The sequence below is a fragment of the Rhodobacter capsulatus genome (genome assembly GCF_003254295.1).
GTDB lineage: Bacteria > Pseudomonadota > Alphaproteobacteria > Rhodobacterales > Rhodobacteraceae > Rhodobacter > Rhodobacter capsulatus.
Genome location: NZ_QKZO01000003.1, coordinates 227,580 through 245,228 on the forward strand (window position 1 = coordinate 227,580; position 17,649 = coordinate 245,228).

A 17,649-nucleotide genomic window follows, 5' to 3' on the forward strand; every position below is an offset into this window, starting at 1 on the left:
CACAGGGAGTTTCCACGATGAACAGACGCATCATGCTTGCCACCACCGCGCTTGCGGTCGCGGCGGCGTTTTCGCTTTCCGCCACGCTGGCGCGGGCCGAAGAGACGCTGAAGATCGGCTTCGTCGGCGTGACCTCGGGTCCGGCGGCGGCCTGGGGCACCTCGAACGTGCGCTCGATGCAGACGCTGGCGGCGATGCTGAACGAAAAGGGCGGCGTCGAGATCGGCGGCACCCCCTACAAGATCGAGATCGTCACCTTTGACGACCAGAAAGACCCCAAACGCGCGATTGCCGGCATGGAGCAGATGGCGCAGCAGGGCATCCATTATGTCGTCGGCCCGAATGTCGATGACGGCGCGGCCGCGGTGCGCCCGGTGGCCGAGGCGAATGACATCATCTACATCCCCTATGCCTTCCCGAAAGAGCTTTACACCAAGCCTGCCGAAAACGCGATCCTGGGCATGGTGGCCAGCTACCAATCGGGCCCGGCGATCTACAAATACCTCAAGGACAACAAGGGCGTCAGCAAGGTCGCCTTTGTCGCGGCGAATGAATCCGACCCGCTGAGCCAGCGCGACAGCGGCGTTGCGGCGGCGAAGGCGCTGGGCCTTGAAGTGACCTCCGCGGACGTGACCTATCAGGTCGACACCACCGATTTCACCCCCGTTCTGCTGCCGGTGCTGAAGACGCAGCCGGATCTTCTGGTGCTTTCGGGCGTTGCCCCGGCCGCCGCGCCGCAGCTGATCCGCTCGGCCCGCGATCTGGGCTACACCGGGCTGATCTCGACCGAGACCGCGCAGGATGCCAAGGTGATCGAGGAAGGCGCGGGCGAGGCGGCGAACGGCTTCATCTCGGTCGGCGGCGCGTCGACGCCCGAGATCGCCTCGGATTACATGAAGGACTTCGTCGCGAAATACACCGAGATGTTCGGCGAATACAACGACGAGTCGAACACCAAGGTCTATGCGCTGGAATACATCCTCGAGACGCTGAAAGCCGATCCGCAGGGCCTGACCGACATCGGTGCCTTCAAGACCGCGATCGACAGTTTCGCCGCGCCGAACCCCTACATGAAGGGCGATGCGAAACTGAGCTATGTCGGCACGACCTCGTTCGGGCAGAAGCGGCAGCTTTCGGTGCCGCTCGTGGTGAACGAATACAAGGACGGCGCCTTCCAGACGCTGTTCGTCGCCACCGTCGATTGACAGGCCCCGGCCCGGCCGCGACCGGCCGGGCCATCCTTTGATCCGGGGAGAGGACATGGAGCAGATCATCGTCAACGGGCTCTTTCTTGGCGCATCCTATGCGCTGATCGCGCTCGGCCTCACGCTCATCTTTTCGCTGATGAACGTGCTCAATTTCGCCCATGGGCAGATGTATGTGATCGGCGGGTTCATCACCTATACGGTGGTGGCGCAGTTCCACCTGCCCTTCGTGGTCGGGCTGATCTGTTCGGCCGTGGCGCTGGCGGCGCTGGGCGCCTTTGTCGAAAGGTTCCTTTTCGCCCCGGTCATCCGACGCTCGAAACGCGAGGAATCGACGATGCTTCTGGCCGCCGGGATCGCGTTTTTCCTCGATGCGGTGACGCTTCTGGTCTTTGGCGAGAAGCAGCGCGGCATTCCGAAGCTTGTTCCGGGCGTCTTCAACTGGGATTTCCGCATCGTCATGCCCTATGACCGGATCCTGATCGGGGTGCTGGCGGTGGCGCTGATCGTCGCCTTCATCCTCTTCATGCGCCAGTCGCGCACCGGACGCGCGATGCGCGCGCTGGCGCAGGACCGGATGGCGGCCGAGCTGATGGGGGTCGATGTCGCGCGCTATTCGATGATCGGCTTTGCGCTGGGCGCGATGCTGGCGGGGCTGGTCGGCGGGCTTCTGGTCTCGATCGTCGGCGTCAATCTGGGCATGGGCGGGCCGACCTCGATCAAGGCCTTTCTGATGATCATGATCGGCGGCGCCGGGGTGATTTCGGGCGCCATCGCCGGGGGTTTCCTTCTTGGGATGCTCGAATCCGTGGGGCTGTCGCTGCTCGCCGCTTACGGCGACATCACCTATCTTGTCATCTTCGCCTCGCTGATGATCTTCCTCGCCTTCCGCCCGCAGGGGCTGATGGGCAAACCCTGGGGCTGAGCCATGATCCGTGCACTTTCCGTTGCCGCCTTCCTGCTGGCGCTTTACATCGGCGTGCCGGGGCTGATCGCCCTCACCGGCCGGTGGGATTTCTACTATACGCTCACCTCGGTGGCGCTTTTGTCGATCGGCTCGGCCGGGGTCTGGCTGACCTTCTACATCGGGCGCATCAACATCGGTCAGGGCGCCTATGCGCTGGCGGGCGGCTATGTCGCCGCCATCCTGATCACCAAGGCAGGGATCAATTTCTGGGCCACGCTGCCGCTGGCGGGGCTCTTTTGCGCCGGGCTGGCGGTGCTGATCGGCCTGCCGATCCTGCGGCTCAGGGGCGTCTATTTCTCGATGGTGACGCTGGTTCTGACCGAGGTCGCCCGGCTTTCGGCCCTGGCCCTGCCGATCACCAATGGCGCGCGCGGCATCACCTCGATCCCGCTGCCGGGCGAGGTCTCGGTCTTCGGCCTGACGCTGATCCCCGATTTCGCCAGGCTCGAAAACCCGAAACTGGCGTTTTACCTGATGGCGGTGACGCTGATGTGCCTTGCCTATCTGGTGCTCTGGCGCCTGACCCGGTCGCGGCTGGGGCATCTGTTCCGGTCCTTGCAGCAAAACGAGGATCTGGCGGCCTCGATCGGGGTCAACATCGCGCTTCTGCGGGTGCTGGCCTATGCGATCTCCTCCTTCATGGGCGGCATCGCCGGGGCAGGCTTCGTGGTGATCTCGCAGTCGATCTACCCCTCGTCCTTTCAGGTCGCCGACAGCGTCAACTTCATGCTGAACTGCTTCCTTGGCGGGCTTGGCTTCGTCTTCGGCCCGATGCTGGGCACGCTGGTCCTGTATTTCGGCTGGTCGCTTTTGTTCGCCGCCGCGAAATACCAGATGCTGATCTATTCGACGCTGCTCATTGCCGCGATGCTGGTCGTGCCGAACGGCCTGCTTAGCCTGCCCGCGATGCTGCGCGGCAAGGGGGGGAAATGAGCCCGATCCTGCAAATCCGCCATGTCACCAAGCGCTTCGACGGGCTGGTCGCGAACAATGACATCAGCTTCGACGTCGCCGAGGGCGAGATCCTGTCGGTGATCGGCCCGAATGGCGCGGGCAAATCGACGCTGTTCAAGATGATCTCGTCCTTCCTGCGCACGACGTCGGGCGAGGTGCTGTTTCGCGGCGAGCGGATTTCGAACCTCTCCCCCCATGCGGTGGCGCGCAAGGGCGTGGTGCGGACCTTTCAGGAAACCACGATCTTCCGCGCCATGACGCTGCGCGAAAACGTCATCGTCGCGCATCACCTGCGCGCCCGGGCGACGCTTGCCGGGTTCTTTTTCGGCTCCGCCGCGGCGCGAGCGGACGAGACCGCCTTTGCCGCCTCGGCCGACGAGATCATCGGCTTTCTGGGGCTGGGGGCGATTGCAAACGAACTTGCCTCGAACCTGCCGCAGGGGCATCTGCGCGCGCTGGGCATGGCGATTGGGCTGGCCACCGACCCGGCCGTGCTGCTCTTGGACGAGCCCTTCGCCGGGATGAACCATGACGAGACGATGCGGATGGTGGCGCTGGTGCGGCGGCTGCGCGATGAACGCGGCATCACCGTGCTTCTGGTCGAACATGACATGCCGGCGGTGATGAAAATATCGGACCGGATCGTGGTCTTGAACTTCGGCGAAAAGATCGCCGAGGGCACGCCCGCGGAAATTCAGGAAAATCCGCGCGTGATCGAGGCCTATCTGGGCTCGGAAGATGCCGCGATCGGGATGTGAAACATGCTTCTGAGCCTTGAAAACATCGAGCTTTATTACGATCACGTCTATGCGCTCAAGGGCGTGTCGCTCAATCTGGCCGAGGGCGAGACGGTGGCCCTGATCGGCGCGAACGGGGCGGGGAAATCCTCGATCCTGCGCGCGATCACGGGCCTGCGCAAACCGCGCGCGGGCATGATCACCTATCGCGGCGACAGGATCGACGGCAAATCCCCGGCCGAGATCGTGAAAATGGGCATCGCGATGGTGCCCGAGGGGCGGCGCGTCTTTCCGCTGATGTCGGTCAAGGACAATCTGCTGATGGGCGCCTTTACCCGCTCCGACAAGGCCGGGATCGCGCGCTCTCTCGATGCGGTGCTGACCCGGTTTCCGCGGCTGAAGGAACGCTACGGCCAGCAGGCGGGCACGCTTTCGGGGGGCGAGCAGCAGATGATGGTGATCGGCCGCGCGTTGATGGCGGCGCCGAAGCTTTTGTTGCTCGACGAGCCCTCGCTCGGCATCGCGCCGAAGCTGGTGCAGGACATCGCCCGCGCCATCGTGGCGATCAGCCGCGACGAGGGCGTGTCGGTGCTGCTGGTGGAACAGAACAGCCGCATGGCGCTGTCGATTTCCGCGCGCGCCTATGCGCTCTCGACCGGCACCGTCGCGCTCTCGGGCGCGTCGAAGGATCTGATGCACGACCCGCGCATCAAGGCGGCTTATCTGGGCGGAGACATCTGATGCGACTTTTGCTGATCAACCCGAACACCACCGCGAGCATGACCGAAAAGGCAGCCGCCGCCGCCCGGCGCGTGGCCAGCCCCGGCACCGAGATCGTCGCGGTGAACCCGGAGGCGGGCCCGGCCTCGATCGAGGGCTATTACGACGAGGCGATGAGCCTGTCGGGGCTTCTGGGCCTTATCGCCGGGCGCGACGATTATGACGCGGTGATCATCGCCTGTTTCGACGATACCGGGCTGGATGCCGCGCGCTGTCTGACCGACAAGCCGGTGATCGGCATCGGCGAGGCGGCCTTTCACATGGCGGCGATGCTGTCGAACAGCTTTTCCGTCGTCACCACTTTGGGCCGCTCGGTTCCGGCGATCTCGCACAATCTGGCCCGCTACGGGCTGGCGGCGCGCTGCGCCCGGGTGCGGGCCTCGGAAATTCCGGTGCTGGATCTGGAAGACCCGCTCAGCGACGCCTGTTCCCGCATCGGCCACGAAGTCGCGCGGGCGATCCTTGAAGACCGGGCCGAGGCGATCGTGCTGGGCTGCGCGGGCATGACCGATCTGGCCCGGGCGCTGTCGCAGGCGCATGGGCTGCCGGTGCTCGATGGCGTCGTCTGTGCCGTTGCCCTGGCCGAGGGGATGGTGCGGCTCGGTCTGGCCACCTCGCGGCTGGGGGGCTATGCGCCGCCGCGGTTCGACAAGTCGGCACCGGTCCGGCCCGGGCGCGGGCCCGCCCCGGAACCGGGACGGGCCGGATCTGTCAGCCCAGATTGATCCAGACCGATTTCGTCTGGGTATATTGCGCCAGCGCCTCGAAACACTTGTCGCGGCCGTTGCCGGTCTGCTTGAACCCGCCCCAGATCGAGGTCATGTCACCGTGATCGAAGCAGTTCACCCAGCACACGCCCGCTTCCATGTCACGCCCGAAGGTATGCGCCTTGGCCAGATCGCGGGTCCAGACCGAGGCCGCCAGCCCATAGGGCGAGTCATTGGCGATTTCGAGCCCGTCTTCGAGCCCGTCGATCGGAATGATCGTGCCGACCGGGCCAAAGATTTCCTCGCGCGCGATGGTCATGGAATTGTCGACCCCGGTGAACAGCGTCGGTTCCACATAGGCGCCGTGCGACAGGCCCGCGGGCGTGCCGCCACCCAAGGCCAGCACCGCCCCCTCGGCGCGGCCCTTGTCGATATAGCCCAGAACGCGCGCCTGCTGGTCGGTGGTGACGAGCGGCCCCATCGTCGTCGCAGGGTCAAGCGGGTTGCCCGGAACGAAATTCTGCTGCGCGGTGGCGATGAACTTTTCGACAAAGGCGTCGTGCAAGTCCCGCGCCACAAGGATGCGCGAGCCCGCGTTGCAGACCTCGCCCTGATTGCCGAAGATGCCGTTCACCGCATAGGTCGCGGCGGTGTCGAGATCGTCCCAATCGCCCAGAATGATCTGCGGGGTCTTGCCGCCGCATTCGGTGGAAACGCGCTTCATGTTCGATTGACCGGCATAGATCATCAGCAGTTTGCCGACCTCGGTCGAGCCGGTGAAGGCGATCTTGTCGACATCCATGTGCAGCGCCAGCGCCTTGCCCGCCTCCTCGCCCAGACCGTGGACAACGTTCAAGACGCCGGGCGGACCGCCCGCCTCGATGAACAGCTCGGCCAGCAGACAGGCCGAAAGCGGCGATTGCTCGGCCGGTTTCAGCACCACCGAATTGCCGGTGGCCAGTGCCGGGCCCAGCTTCCACGCCGCCATCATCAGCGGATAGTTCCAGGGCGTGATGATGCCGACGACGCCGAGCGGCTGATTGAGGATGTAATGCAGCGCGGTGGTCGCCGTCGCGGTCACCTGACCGTGGAACTTGTCGATCGATTCCGCGAAAAACTTGATCGAGGTGGCCGAGAAGGGCACGTCGATGGTCATCATGTCCATCACCGGCTTGCCCATGTCGAGGCTGTCGAGGACGGCGAATTCCTCGCCATGCGCCTCGATCAACGCGGCGAATTTCTCCAGCACCGCCATGCGGGCGCGCGGCTCCATCTTTGACCAGACGCCGGAACGGAAGACCTTGCGGCCGACCGAGACGGCGCGGTCGATCTCGGCCTGACCGCCGCGGGAAACCTCGGCCAGCACGGCGCCATTCGCGGGGTTGATCGTCTGGAAGCTGCGGCCATCGGCCGAGGGCAGATGCTCGCCGCCGATGAAGTGGCGGGTGCGCAGGGTCAGCTTTTCGGCAAGCCCCTGCCAATAGGCCAAGGTGGTATCGGTCATGGTGGTCTCCCTGTGGTTATTTGCGGTCGCGCAGAAGCCCGACCGAGAGGATGATGAGCAGAAGCGAGACCAGAACGATCAGCGAGCCGATGGCGTTGATCTCGGGGGTGATGCCACGGCGCAGCGTGGAATAGATGTAGATCGGCAGGGTGATGTCGCGCCCGGTGAGGAAATAGGTCACCGGGATCTCGTCGAAGGAGAGGGTGAAGGACAAAAGCCCCGCCCCCAGGATCGCCGGCCGGATCGCGGGCAAGGTGACGCGAAAGAAGGTCTCGACCGGCCCGGCGCCCAGATCGGCCGAGGCCTCCAGCAGCCGGTGATCGGTCTTGGCGAGCCGCGCCATCACCTGGCTGACGACCACGCCCAGCAAAGCCGTGGCATGGCCGATCACCACCGCGGTCAGGCTTTGGGGAATGCCGATCTGCTTGTAGAAGTTCAGCATCGCGATGCCGGTCACCAGCCCCGGCAGGCTGAGCGGCAGCAAGATCGCGTTGCGGAACAGCCCCTTGCCCGGGAAGTCGTGCCGATCAAGGACCAGCGCCGCCAGCGTGCCGATGGTCAGCGTCAGGCCGGTGGCGCAGGTGGCGACGATCAGGCTGTTTTTCAGCGCCGTCAGCATCTGCGCATTGGCGAAGACTGCCTGATACCAATGCCAGGTGAAGCCCGAAAGCGGGAAGGAGGTCACCTTGCTGTCGTTGAAGGAAAACACCACCAGCACGACGATCGGCAGGTAAAGGAACGCCAGCACCCCGAAGACGAAGCCGACCATCCCCTTTTGCCACCACAAAAGCTGTTTCATCACCGCCCCCTATCGCAGATTGCGCGCCGAGGCGCGTTCGGCCCAGCCGGTCAGGCCCAGGATCGCCAGCACCATGATCAGCACGAGCGTGGCCAGCGCCGAGCCCAGCGGCCAGTTCAGCGCCGCGCCGAATTGCGTTTGCAGCAGGTTCGCCACCATCGTCCCGTCGGGGCCGCCGACCAGCACCGGGGCGACGAAATCGCCGAAACTCAGGCAAAAGGTCATCATCGCCCCCGCCACGACACCGCCCAGCGACAAGGGCGCGATCACGTGGCGAAAGGTGCCCAAAGGCCCGATGCCAAGGTCTTCCGAGGCCTCGATCAGCCCCTTGGGGATGTTTTCAAGGACGGCATAGATCGGCATCACCATGAAAGGCACGAAGATATAGGTGAGCGTGATCACCATCGCGGTCTGGTTGTACAAAAACGCATCCAGCGGCGTGTCGATCAGCCCAAGCCAGATCAGCGCGGAATTGAGCGCGCCATCGGTGCCCAGAATGATCTTCCAGGTATAGGCGCGCAGCAGGTAGCTGACCCAGAGCGGCACGATCACCGCCATGTAGATCAGATTGCGCAGCCGGTCGGAGCGGAGGGTGAAGACAAGGAAATAGGCGAGCGGATAGCCAAGGATCAGCGCGCAGCCGGTCACCATCGCGGCGATCTTCAGCGTGCGCAGGATGACGGTCGTGTATTGCGGGTCCGAAAAAAGTTGCAGGTAGTTGCCGAACTGGAAATCGGGCACGAACAGCGGGAATTGCCGGGTCCAGAAGCCGACCGCGATCATCAGCAGATAGGGCACGATCAGAAGCAGCAGCGCCCAGCCCAGCGGCAGCGCGAAAAGCCCCGCCGTCAGCAGCATCGAGGAGGCGGGGCGTCTCATGCGGCCACCTTGGCAAACAGCATCACGTCTTCGGGCGCGACGGCAAAGCGGATCGGCTGACCCGGCAGCAGCGCATCGGCCGAAAGCGAGGAGCCCCGCGCGAGCTGCGCAAAGGCCGGTTGCGTCGCGCCATCGGGCAGGAATTCCAGCCTTATGCTGTCGCCGTGAAAGAGCGTGTCGACCACCCTGCCCTGCACCAGATTGTCGCCCGCGGCGGGGCGCAGATGTTCGGGGCGGATGCCGATCAGCACCGCACTGCCCGGATGGAAGCCGCCATTGCCCGCGGTTTTGCGGCGCAGTTGCGCGCCCCCCGGCAGGGTGATCAGGTCGAACTCGGCCTCGCGCCCGGCGTAACGCGCCTCGATCAAGTTGGTCGCGCCGATGAAATCGGCGACATAGGGCGTCGCCGGACGGTCATAAAGATCGTTCGGCGTGCCGATCTGGCGGATCCGCCCCGCCTCCATCACCACGATCCGGTTCGAGAGCGCCAAAGCCTCGGTCTGATCATGCGTGACCATGAGGAAGGTGATGCCCAATTCGCGGTGCAGCCGCTTCAGTTCGACCTGCATCACCTCGCGCAGTTTCACATCCAGCGCCGAAAGCGGCTCATCGAGCAGCAGCACCCGCGGCTTGCGGATCAGCGCGCGCGCCATCGCCACGCGCTGCTTTTGTCCGCCCGACAGCGCGCCGGGACGCTTGCCGCCCATCTGGCTCAGCCCGACCATTTCAAGCACCTCGGCCACCTGCCGGGGAATGTCCGACCGCGCGACAGTCGCGCCGCGCACGGTCAGCCCGTAGGCGACATTTTCCGCCACCGTCATGTGCGGAAACAGCGCGTAATCCTGAAACACCGTGTTCACCGGGCGGCGATAGGGCGGATTGGTCGTCACATCCTGCCCGGCAATGCCGATCTTGCCGGAACTGGGCAATTCAAACCCGCCGATCAGCCGCAGCGTCGTCGTCTTGCCGCAGCCCGAGGGGCCCAGCAGGGTGACGAATTCACCTTCGCCGATGGAGAAGCTGGTTTCATGCAGTGCCTTGAAACTGCCGAAGGATTTGGTGACGCCGTCGAGCGTCACGATAGGGCGTGCGGACATGGGCCAATCCTGTGCAATGCGGAAGGGGGCGACCCCGGGGCATCTCCGGGGTCGCAGATCAGACGTGCAGGACGCTGGGGAAGCGGTTCAGGGCGCCGCTTTCACCGCGTTCCAGACTTCAAGATATTTGTCGAGCCGCACCGGCTGCTGCCACATCACCAGGCTTTTGACGAAGTCGATGTTGTCGACCTTGCGCTCTGCCTTCATCGCCGCGTCCATGCAGCTGGCCACCGCGCCCGGGTTCACCGGGAAATAGCCGGTCGATTTGGCGATGCCGCACTGACCCTCGGGCGATTGCATGTAGGACATGAACTTGACCGCACATTCCTGGTTCGGCGTGCCCTTGACCAGCATCATCGAATCCATCCAGCCCTCGGCCTTTTCCCGGGGCGAGAATTCGGCCACGGTGAAGCCCTTGCCCAGCGCGTTCACGTCCTTGGAGGTCAGCCCCGTCCAGGCGTTCGAGACCCAGACCTCGTTGTTCGCCATCAGATCCGTCAGCTCGCCCGCGCTGGACCAGTATTTGCGGATCAGCGGCTTTTGCGCGATCAGCTTGGCCTTGACCGCCTCCAGCTCGGCGTCGCTCAGATCGAAGATGTTCGGGAAGCCCAGATAGCGCGCCGTCCAGTAGATCGCCGACTTGTCGTCCCAAAGCGAGATCTTGCCCTTGTAGGCCGGGTCGAACAGAACGCCGATCGAGTCCGGCGTGCCGGTGACCTTGTCGGGGCGGTAGATCACCGAGACCGAGCCCCAGATCAGCGGCACGGCCCAGGTTTCGCCCTCGACCACGATCTCGGGATGTTTTGCGAATTCGGGATAGATGCCCTCGGCTCCGGTCACCGCGGCGGTGTCGACCGGATCGACGAATCCCGCCAGCCGCATCATCGACACCGTGTCAAGCGAGGGGGTGATGACGTCATAGACGCCGCCGCCCGCCGCAAGCTTCGCCGCGAAATCGTCGTTCGAGCCGACATAGGTGGCGCTGACGGTGCAGCCCGAGGCCGCCTCGAAGGGCTTGAGGAAGGCGGGGTCGGCATAGCCCTCCCAGGTGAGGATGTTCAATTCGCCCGCCGCGGCCGCAAGCGGCAGGGTGGCCAGGGCAAAGGCGGTCAGCGCCCGCGCGGTCCGTCTCCGAGTCATGGGGTTTCACTCCTTGTTGGTTGCGTGTCGGGTGACCTGTTCATCTTGCGGATCAGGGTCGCGACATCGATGCCGAGCGCCTTTGCGGCGCTTCGCTTGCTTCCGTGGTCGGCCACGGAATTTTCGATGGTCCGGATTTCGAACTCCCGGACCAGATCCTTGAGCGGCAGCCCGGTCCGATCGGGGGCGCTTGCGGGGGCGCAGCCCTGCACCGGCGGCAGATGCGCGGGCTCGGCCGTGGTCTCGGCCAGAAGGGCCGCGCGGCGCAGAGCCGCGATCATCTCGCGCAGGTTGCCGGGCAGCGGCCGCGCGGCCAAGGCCTTGACGAAGCGCGCCGAAAGCGCCAGCGGGCGCGGCCGGGCGCGGTTGATCTCGGCCAGCCAGGCGTCCAGCAGCGGCGGCAGAAAGGCGGGGTCGTCGCGCAGGGGCGGCAGGGTCAGGCTCAGCCCGCAAAGCCGGAAATAAAGCGCCTCGGGCAGCGTGGCGGTGGTGCAAAGCGGCCAGAGCGGGCGCGTGGCGGTGGACACGATCCTGGTGCCGCCCGTTTCCTGCACCGCGTCAAGCGTCACAAGCAGCCGCCCGGCCAGCGCGGGGGGCAGCAGATCGACCGCCTCGAGGACAAGCGTGCCGCCCGCCGCCGCCTCGATCCGGCCGATGCGGCCCGGATCGGTGGCGCCAATGCCGATGCCCGTGCCGAACAGCTCGGCCTCGAAGGTGGACGGATCAAGCGCGGCACAGGAAATCGTCGCCACCGGCGCCCCCTGCCCGGCCAGAAGCCGGGTCAGCAGCGTCGTCTTGCCGGTGCCGGTCTCGCCCGAAAGATGCACCGAAAGCCCCTGCGCCAAGGCGGCGTCGAGCTGCGCGGCCAGCGCCTGGCGCGCCGGGCTGGTGACAAAGGGCGCCTGCGGGGCCAGATCATGGGCCAGATCACGGGCCAGACGGAACTGCCCGCGCGCGGGGCTGGCCACCGGATGCGCGCCCAACTCGCGCAAGGTCAGCAGCGCGGCATAGGGATCGTCGTCCTGCCGCAGGATCGAGAGCTGCGCGCCGACCGCCCGCCCCGAGGGCAAGGTGCCCGTGGTCTCGGTCCGCCGCAGCCGGATCAGCCCCTCGGACAGGTCCGCCGCCAGCCGCCCGGTGCCGCGCAGATGCCGCGCAAGATCCGCGCCCAGCAGATCGGCACGGGTTGCGCGCAGAAGCCGCTCCATCGGCGCATTCACCAGCCGGATCCGGCCATCCAGCTCGACCAGCGCCGCGCCATCGGTCAAGCCGTTGAGAAAGCTTGGAAAGCCGGGATCGTCGATGAAGCCCGGACGGCGCCGCCCCAGCCCCGCCTGCGGTTCGCTGCGATAAAACCTCATGCCGGTTCCCCCGCGGATGCGCGGCGCCGCGCGGTCTTGCGGCGGCCGCGCAGCACGTAACGGCGCGGCCCCTCGGGCATCAGCGTGACCCGGAAAAGCCAGGCGGCGCGGGGGTGATCGGGCTCGCGCAGGGCGAGTTCGGTCTCCTCCTCGCTGTCCTCCAGCGCCGCGCTGCACAGCCGTTCAAAGGCGTGCCGCGTCGCGGCGAGGCTGTCGAAGGGCGCGCCCAGCAGCCCGCTGCCGCCCAGCGCGCGGTCGGCCGCGGCATTCGTCGCCAGAATGATCCCCGCCTCGGAGAGGACGAAAATCGGATCGGGCACGGCGCCCAGAATGTCGCGCATCACCTCGGCCTCGGCGCTGATCGCACGTTCGCGTTCGCGGCTAGGCCCGATGTCGCGGGTGGTGCCCCAAAGCCGGATCAGCCGATCGTCGCGGATCAGGGCGCGGAAATCGTTTTCCACCAGCATCGGCGTGCCGTCGTGGCGCTGGTCGATCGCCTGCGCGCCATCGAGCCGGTAGCCCATCCGCACCAGATCGCGGATCATCGCCCGGTTCACCGGCGTTTCGGGAAAGTAGCGGCTGACCGGCTGGGTGTTGAAATCCTGATCCGCGGGCACGGCATAAAGCGCCGCCATCGCATCATTGCAGGCCCGCCAGCGCGCGCGGTTGCGAAACACCTGATCGACGATCTCTTCCTCCGGGCGGCGCAGATCGACCGGATCGAGAAAATCGATGCACCAGCAGGCGTCGCGGGCGGCGTCGATCATCTGCGACAGGATCTCGACCCGGTCAAGCTGATCGGCAAAGGCCGCGGGCAGCGGCTCGGTCAGGCGCAGCACGAACAGCCAAAACCCGCCCTCGGCCCGGAGGGCGCACTGCACGACGGCCGGGGTGTCTTCATCCGGCAGCCGGACCGCAAAGGCCTGCGGCGCCGGTTCCGCACCCGCGCAGATCGCCGCAAGCCGGTCGGCCGCCTCCGCGGCGAAGAGATCGGCAAGCGCCCCCCCGGCCGCCATGCCGCGCGCGGCCAGCCAAAGCGCGGCCGGGGGATTGGCGGCCTGCGCGGTGCCCGGGGCGGAAAGCGCCAGCACCGGCAGCGGCAGATCGGCAAAGGCGGAAGGGCTCTGTGTCATGGGGCCGTCGCTCGGGGGTCATCTGCCCCGAGGATGCGACGTCCCGCCGCACCGGCAATCAAAATTGCGCGGCCTTCGCATATTTTCGGATTTTCGCTGCGATATTGCGCAGGTTTCGCTGCGATCCTGCATTTTCACGCGGAAGATCCCGGAAGCGGCCGGAGAATCCGGCACGGCGGGCATTGGCGCCCGCATCGCCCCCGCGCCACGGCGCGCAAGCGGCGCCAAAGCGCGGCCGGGGGGATTCGGCGCGGCCTGCGCCCTGGCCGCGCGCTCAGCGGCCGGTCAGCCGGTTCGCCAGCCTCGCCAGCGCAGAGGTTTGCACGCTGCGGGCCGCCGCCTCTTGCCGGTCGGCCAGACCGTAAAGCCGATACATCCCGTGCACGCCCAGCCAGCGCAGCGGCTCGGGCTCCCATCGGCGCGGGCGGCGGTCGACCCAGGGCAGCGCGGTGCGCTCGGTCACCCGGTCCAGCACCAGATCGGCCAGCGTCCGCCCGGCCAGATTGGCGGTGGAAACCCCCAGCCCGACATAGCCCCCCGCCCAGCCGATCCCGGTGGCCGGGTCCAGCCCGACCGTCGCGCACCAGTCCCGCGGCACGCCCAGCACGCCGCACCAGGCATGATCCAGCCGCAGCCCCCGCGTCTGCGGGAACATCCGGTAAAGGATCTGCCGCAGCGCCGCGATCGTCGCGGCCTGGGTCTGCCCGTTGCGATCGGTGCGCGCGCCGAAGCGATAGGGCACGCCGCGCCCGCCCATCGCGATGCGGCCCTCGCGGGTGCGCTGCGCATAGCAATAGGCATGCGACGCATCGCCGAAAAGCTCGGCGCCCGTCCAGCCGATCTGTTGCCACAGCGCGGCGGGAAGGGGTTCGGTCACCACCATGGCGCTGTTGAGCGGCAGCCATTCGCGTTCCTGCCCGGCGATGCCATGGGTGAAGCCCTCGGTCGCGCGCAGGATCCGCGGCGCCGTCACCGTGCCGCGCGCGGTCGTCACCCGCCCCGGGGCCAGACCGGTCACGCGGGTGTCTTCGGAAATCGTCACCCCCAGACGTTCGACCGCCGCGGCCAGACCGCGCACCAGTTTCGCGGGCTGCACCCGGGCCACGCCATGCGTCACCAGCGCGCCAAGCGCCCCCGGCACCCGGATCCGCGCCGCGGCGGCGGCGGCGTCGAGCAGCTCCACCCGCTCGGGGCCGATCTCCCAGGCGCGTTCTTCGGCGAGGGTGTCGCGCAGGCGCTGCAGCTGCGCCGGATTGCGGGCAAAGGTCAGGCAATCTGTCTTCACGATATCGGCCGCGATCGCCTCGGCGGTGCAGACGCGCAGGATTTCGGCCACGCTGTCGCGCAGCTGCCGCTCCAGCGCGATCACCCCGGCGCGGCTGCCGCCTTGCAGATATTTCGCGCGGCTCCAGCCGAATTCGCCCGAGCACCAGCCGCCGTTGCGCCCCGAGGCGCCAAAGCCCGCGAAGTCCCGCTCGAGCACGACGATCGAGAGCGACGGCGCAAGCCGTTTGAGATAATAAGCGCTCCAAAGCCCGGTGAAGCCCGCGCCGATGATGCAGACATCGACCGCAAGATCCCCCGGCAAGGGTGCGCGCCGGGGCGGCAGGCCGCCGATGTCGGCAAACCAGAACGACACCTGTCCATTCGTCGTCACATCCATCGCGCCCCCCTTTGGCCCCGCGCCCCTCCGGCGTGGCGGCAGGGTCTCGCCACAGGCGCCGCGATGCAAGGGGCGCCTGTCACGACACTGGCCACGACACTGGCCCGACACCGGCCCCGGCCGCCGGAACGACCGCAAAGCGTGTCTGGAATGCGTCACAACAATCTGATAGGTTGTGCCCGGGCCCCGGTTGGCGGCCCTTTTCGAACGGATGTTTCTTTACCTTGTAGGCGGTGAAAGCGGTTTGGCGGATTAAGGGGTTTTGAGTGCGTGAAACAAACCCGAAGACATACCTTTGAGATCTTGCACGGCGCGGGCCTTGCCGTCGTCTTGCGTGGCATGGGCGCGGTTCTGGCGTTCCTGCTCAACATTGCCATCGCCCGCATCATCGGGGCCGAGGGCGCCGGATTTTATTTCCTTGCCCTGTCGGTGGTCAGCATCGGCGCGGTGGCGGCCAAGCTGGGGCTGGACAATGTCCTGTTGCGCTTCGTCGCCGACGGGGCGAGCCGCGGCGACTGGAACAGCGTGATCGGGGTGTTCCGGCTTGGCACCCGGATCGCCGCGCTCTCGACGCTGCTGACCGGGATCGGCGTCTTCGCCCTTGCGCCCTGGATCGCCACCGCATTGTTCGGCGAACCCGGGCTGGAGACGCCGCTGCGGGCGATCAGCCTTGGCATTTTCTCCTTCGCGATGATGATGCAGATGGCGGAATGCCTGCGCGGCGCCGGACAGATCGGCGCCTCGGTGCTGGTGTCCGGGCTGATCTATCCGCTGACGGCGCTGATCCTGATCTGGCCGATGGCCAGCTGGTTCGGGGCGGCCGGCGCGGCGGCGACCTATGTTCTTGGAACGGCGGCCTCGGCGGCGATCGGCTATCTGTTTTGGCGACGCTGGGCCGACCGGCTTCCCGCCAGCGCGCCGCAGTTCGAGCGGGCCGTGCTGTGGCGCAGCAGCCGCCCGCTCTGGCTGATGACCCTTCTGAGCGGCGGGCTTTTGCCCTGGATGCCGGTGGTGCTGCTCGGGCTTTGGGGCACGCCCGCCGATGTCGGCGTTCTGGGGGCGGCGACACGCATCGTCATGGTTCTGGCGATCCTCTCGCAATCGATGACCACGGCCATGGTCCCGAAATACGCAGAGTTGCGCGCGCGCGGCGACCTGCGCGGGATCCGGGCCATCACGCTGCGCTCGAGCGGTCTGGTGGCGCTGATCACCACGCCGCTCGTGGTGGCGATGATCGTCTTCGCGCCCCGGATCCTGTCGATCTTCGGCCCGGAGTTCGCCCAGGGCGCGGCGGCTCTGGCGATTCTGGCGCTGGGGCAGCTGCTGAGCGCGCTGAGCGTCAACATGGGATACATCCTGCTGGTTTTCGGCCGCGAGACCGATCTGCGCAACGGCACGATCTTCGCCGCGGCGGTGATGCTGGCCAGCGGGCTCTTGCTCGTGCCGGTCTTCGGCATGATCGGGGCGGCGATCTCCGCCAGCCTTGGCGGGGCCAGCATGAACCTGGCCAATGCCGTCATGGTCTGGCGCAGGTTCGGCCCGCAGCTTCGGTCAAGCGACGCGGGGCGATGCAACGAAGGGGAATCTTCATGAAAATCCTGATGGTTATGAACGCCAAGGGCGTCGGCGGCGCGGAATTGCAGTTCCTTGAACTGGCCAATTATCTGGCCCAGCGGCACGAGGTGCATGTGATCGGGCTGCACGGCACCGGCGCTTTCGAAAAGGCCGGGCTCGATGCCCGGCTGCGCCCGGCGGCCTTCCCCTACAAATCCGGCAAAAGATCGCTGCCCCAGCTTGTCCGGGCGGTGCGCAAGGGCGTCTCGCTGCGCGCCGATGTCGTGCTGTCGACCTCGTTCATCGGCAATCTTGTCGCCCTTGCGATCGCCGCCCCCTTCGGCACGCGGCGGATTTCGCTGCAGACCGTGTCGAAGGCGATGGCCTATCCGGCGCTTGACCGCTGGGTGCTGAACCGCTTCGACGGCCTTGTCGCGGGCTGCAAGGATATCGAAACCTATCTTCTGCGGCGCGGCCATCGTCAGGACCGCATCACGGTGGTCTCGAACTGGGTCGATTTTTCGGCGCGCAAGCCAAGCCTCTCCGCGGCCGAAACGCGGGCGAAATTCGGCCTTGGCGCCGAGACCACCCTGATCGGCTGCATCGGCCGGATGCATGTCCAGAAAGGCCAGGAGTTCTTGATCCGGGCCTTCCGCAAGCTGGCGCAGGGGCGCGGCGACCTGCGCCTTGTCCTTGTCGGCGACGGGCCGACGCTCGAGGAGATGCGAAAGGAAGCCGCCGGACATCCGCAGATCCTTTTCACCGGCACGATCCAGGGCGAGGATTACAACAACCTGCTGGCCGCCTTTGACATTTACGCGCAGCCCTCGCGGTTCGAGGGCCTGCCGCGGACGCTTCTGGATGCGATGTTCATGGGCAAGCCGATCGTGGCGACGGCGGTGAACGGCAATCTGGACGCGGTCACCGACATGGCGGAGGGGCTGCTGGTTCCGGCCGAGGATGCAGAGGCCCTTGCCGCCGCGCTGGAGCAGCTGCTGCAGGACCGGGAGCTGCGCGCGCGGCTGTCGCGGCAGGCGCATGAAAGCGCCGAGGCCTCGTTCTCGGCCCAGCAACAGCTTCAGAAAATCGAAAATCTGCTTTCATGAGTCGAGGAGGCGTATCTTTTCAATGAGAATTTCAGGATCTCACGTTGAAGCGATTACAGGCGG

Annotated in this window: 16 protein-coding genes; 8 read left to right on the forward strand and 8 right to left on the reverse strand. The window is 66.5% G+C overall.

Features of this window, described 5'->3' with window-relative positions:
• Positions 1-17 precede the first annotated feature (17 nt).
• Genes LY44_RS05695 through LY44_RS05720 form a run of 6 tightly spaced genes read left to right on the forward strand, consistent with a single transcriptional unit; the run spans position 18 to position 5,368 of the window.
• On the forward strand, positions 18-1,205 hold the full coding sequence (locus LY44_RS05695; RefSeq protein WP_055212718.1) for an ABC transporter substrate-binding protein: 1,188 nt from the start codon (positions 18-20) through the stop codon (positions 1,203-1,205).
• Positions 1,206-1,260: 55 nt separating this feature from the next.
• Positions 1,261-2,130 (forward strand): branched-chain amino acid ABC transporter permease, encoded by an 870-nt coding sequence (locus LY44_RS05700; protein ID WP_055212717.1) that lies wholly within the window; start codon positions 1,261-1,263, stop codon positions 2,128-2,130.
• Between the two features lie 3 nt (positions 2,131-2,133).
• Positions 2,134-3,105 carry a branched-chain amino acid ABC transporter permease gene (locus LY44_RS05705; RefSeq protein WP_055212716.1) on the forward strand — a complete coding sequence of 324 codons (972 nt, stop codon included), beginning with the start codon at positions 2,134-2,136 and terminating at the stop codon, positions 3,103-3,105.
• Positions 3,102-3,884 carry an ABC transporter ATP-binding protein gene (locus LY44_RS05710; RefSeq protein ID WP_055212715.1) on the forward strand — a complete coding sequence of 261 codons (783 nt, stop codon included), beginning with the start codon at positions 3,102-3,104 and terminating at the stop codon, positions 3,882-3,884. Before LY44_RS05705 ends, LY44_RS05710 begins: the two co-directional genes overlap by 4 nt.
• A 3-nt stretch (positions 3,885-3,887) precedes the next feature.
• On the forward strand, positions 3,888-4,604 hold the full coding sequence (locus LY44_RS05715) for an ABC transporter ATP-binding protein (protein WP_055212714.1): 717 nt from the start codon (positions 3,888-3,890) through the stop codon (positions 4,602-4,604).
• Positions 4,604-5,368 (forward strand): aspartate/glutamate racemase family protein, encoded by a 765-nt coding sequence (locus LY44_RS05720; protein ID WP_055212713.1) that lies wholly within the window; start codon positions 4,604-4,606, stop codon positions 5,366-5,368. The genes LY44_RS05715 and LY44_RS05720 overlap by 1 nt, the downstream gene beginning before the upstream one ends.
• Here the strand turns inward: LY44_RS05720 and LY44_RS05725 are convergent.
• The 8 genes from LY44_RS05725 to LY44_RS05760 all read right to left on the reverse strand — a co-directional run bounded on the left by LY44_RS05725 (position 5,355) and on the right by LY44_RS05760 (position 14,926).
• On the reverse strand, positions 5,355-6,854 hold the full coding sequence (locus LY44_RS05725; RefSeq protein WP_055212712.1) for an aldehyde dehydrogenase: 1,500 nt from the start codon (positions 6,852-6,854) through the stop codon (positions 5,355-5,357). The genes LY44_RS05720 and LY44_RS05725 overlap by 14 nt on opposite strands.
• A gap of 16 nt (positions 6,855-6,870) precedes the next feature.
• A complete protein-coding gene (locus LY44_RS05730; protein WP_013068158.1) occupies positions 6,871-7,653 on the reverse strand; it encodes an ABC transporter permease in 783 nt (260 codons plus the stop codon).
• Between the two features lie 9 nt (positions 7,654-7,662).
• Entirely contained in the window at positions 7,663-8,532 is an 870-nt protein-coding gene (locus LY44_RS05735) for an ABC transporter permease (protein WP_055212711.1), read from the reverse strand.
• Complete coding sequence (locus LY44_RS05740; protein WP_055212710.1) at positions 8,529-9,629, reverse strand: ABC transporter ATP-binding protein; 1,101 nt, start codon at positions 9,627-9,629, stop codon at positions 8,529-8,531. Before LY44_RS05740 ends, LY44_RS05735 begins: the two co-directional genes overlap by 4 nt.
• A gap of 87 nt (positions 9,630-9,716) precedes the next feature.
• Complete coding sequence (locus tag LY44_RS05745; protein ID WP_055212709.1) at positions 9,717-10,769, reverse strand: ABC transporter substrate-binding protein; 1,053 nt, start codon at positions 10,767-10,769, stop codon at positions 9,717-9,719.
• Positions 10,766-12,130 carry a sigma 54-interacting transcriptional regulator gene (locus LY44_RS05750; protein WP_055212708.1) on the reverse strand — a complete coding sequence of 455 codons (1,365 nt, stop codon included), beginning with the start codon at positions 12,128-12,130 and terminating at the stop codon, positions 10,766-10,768. The genes LY44_RS05745 and LY44_RS05750 overlap by 4 nt, the downstream gene beginning before the upstream one ends.
• Positions 12,127-13,263 (reverse strand): PAS domain-containing protein, encoded by a 1,137-nt coding sequence (locus LY44_RS05755; RefSeq protein WP_055212707.1) that lies wholly within the window; start codon positions 13,261-13,263, stop codon positions 12,127-12,129. The genes LY44_RS05750 and LY44_RS05755 overlap by 4 nt, the downstream gene beginning before the upstream one ends.
• A 274-nt stretch (positions 13,264-13,537) precedes the next feature.
• The gene (locus tag LY44_RS05760; RefSeq protein WP_055212706.1) at positions 13,538-14,926 is read right to left on the reverse strand and encodes an NAD(P)/FAD-dependent oxidoreductase; all 1,389 of its coding nucleotides are present in this window, start codon (positions 14,924-14,926) and stop codon (positions 13,538-13,540) included.
• A 270-nt stretch (positions 14,927-15,196) separates the two neighbouring features.
• On the opposite strand from LY44_RS05760, the gene LY44_RS05765 reads away from it, so the two are divergent.
• On the forward strand, positions 15,197-16,519 hold the full coding sequence (locus LY44_RS05765; RefSeq protein ID WP_074552495.1) for an oligosaccharide flippase family protein: 1,323 nt from the start codon (positions 15,197-15,199) through the stop codon (positions 16,517-16,519).
• A complete protein-coding gene (locus LY44_RS05770) occupies positions 16,516-17,586 on the forward strand; it encodes a glycosyltransferase family 4 protein (RefSeq protein WP_055212704.1) in 1,071 nt (356 codons plus the stop codon). Before LY44_RS05765 ends, LY44_RS05770 begins: the two co-directional genes overlap by 4 nt.
• Positions 17,587-17,649: the final 63 nt, after the last annotated feature.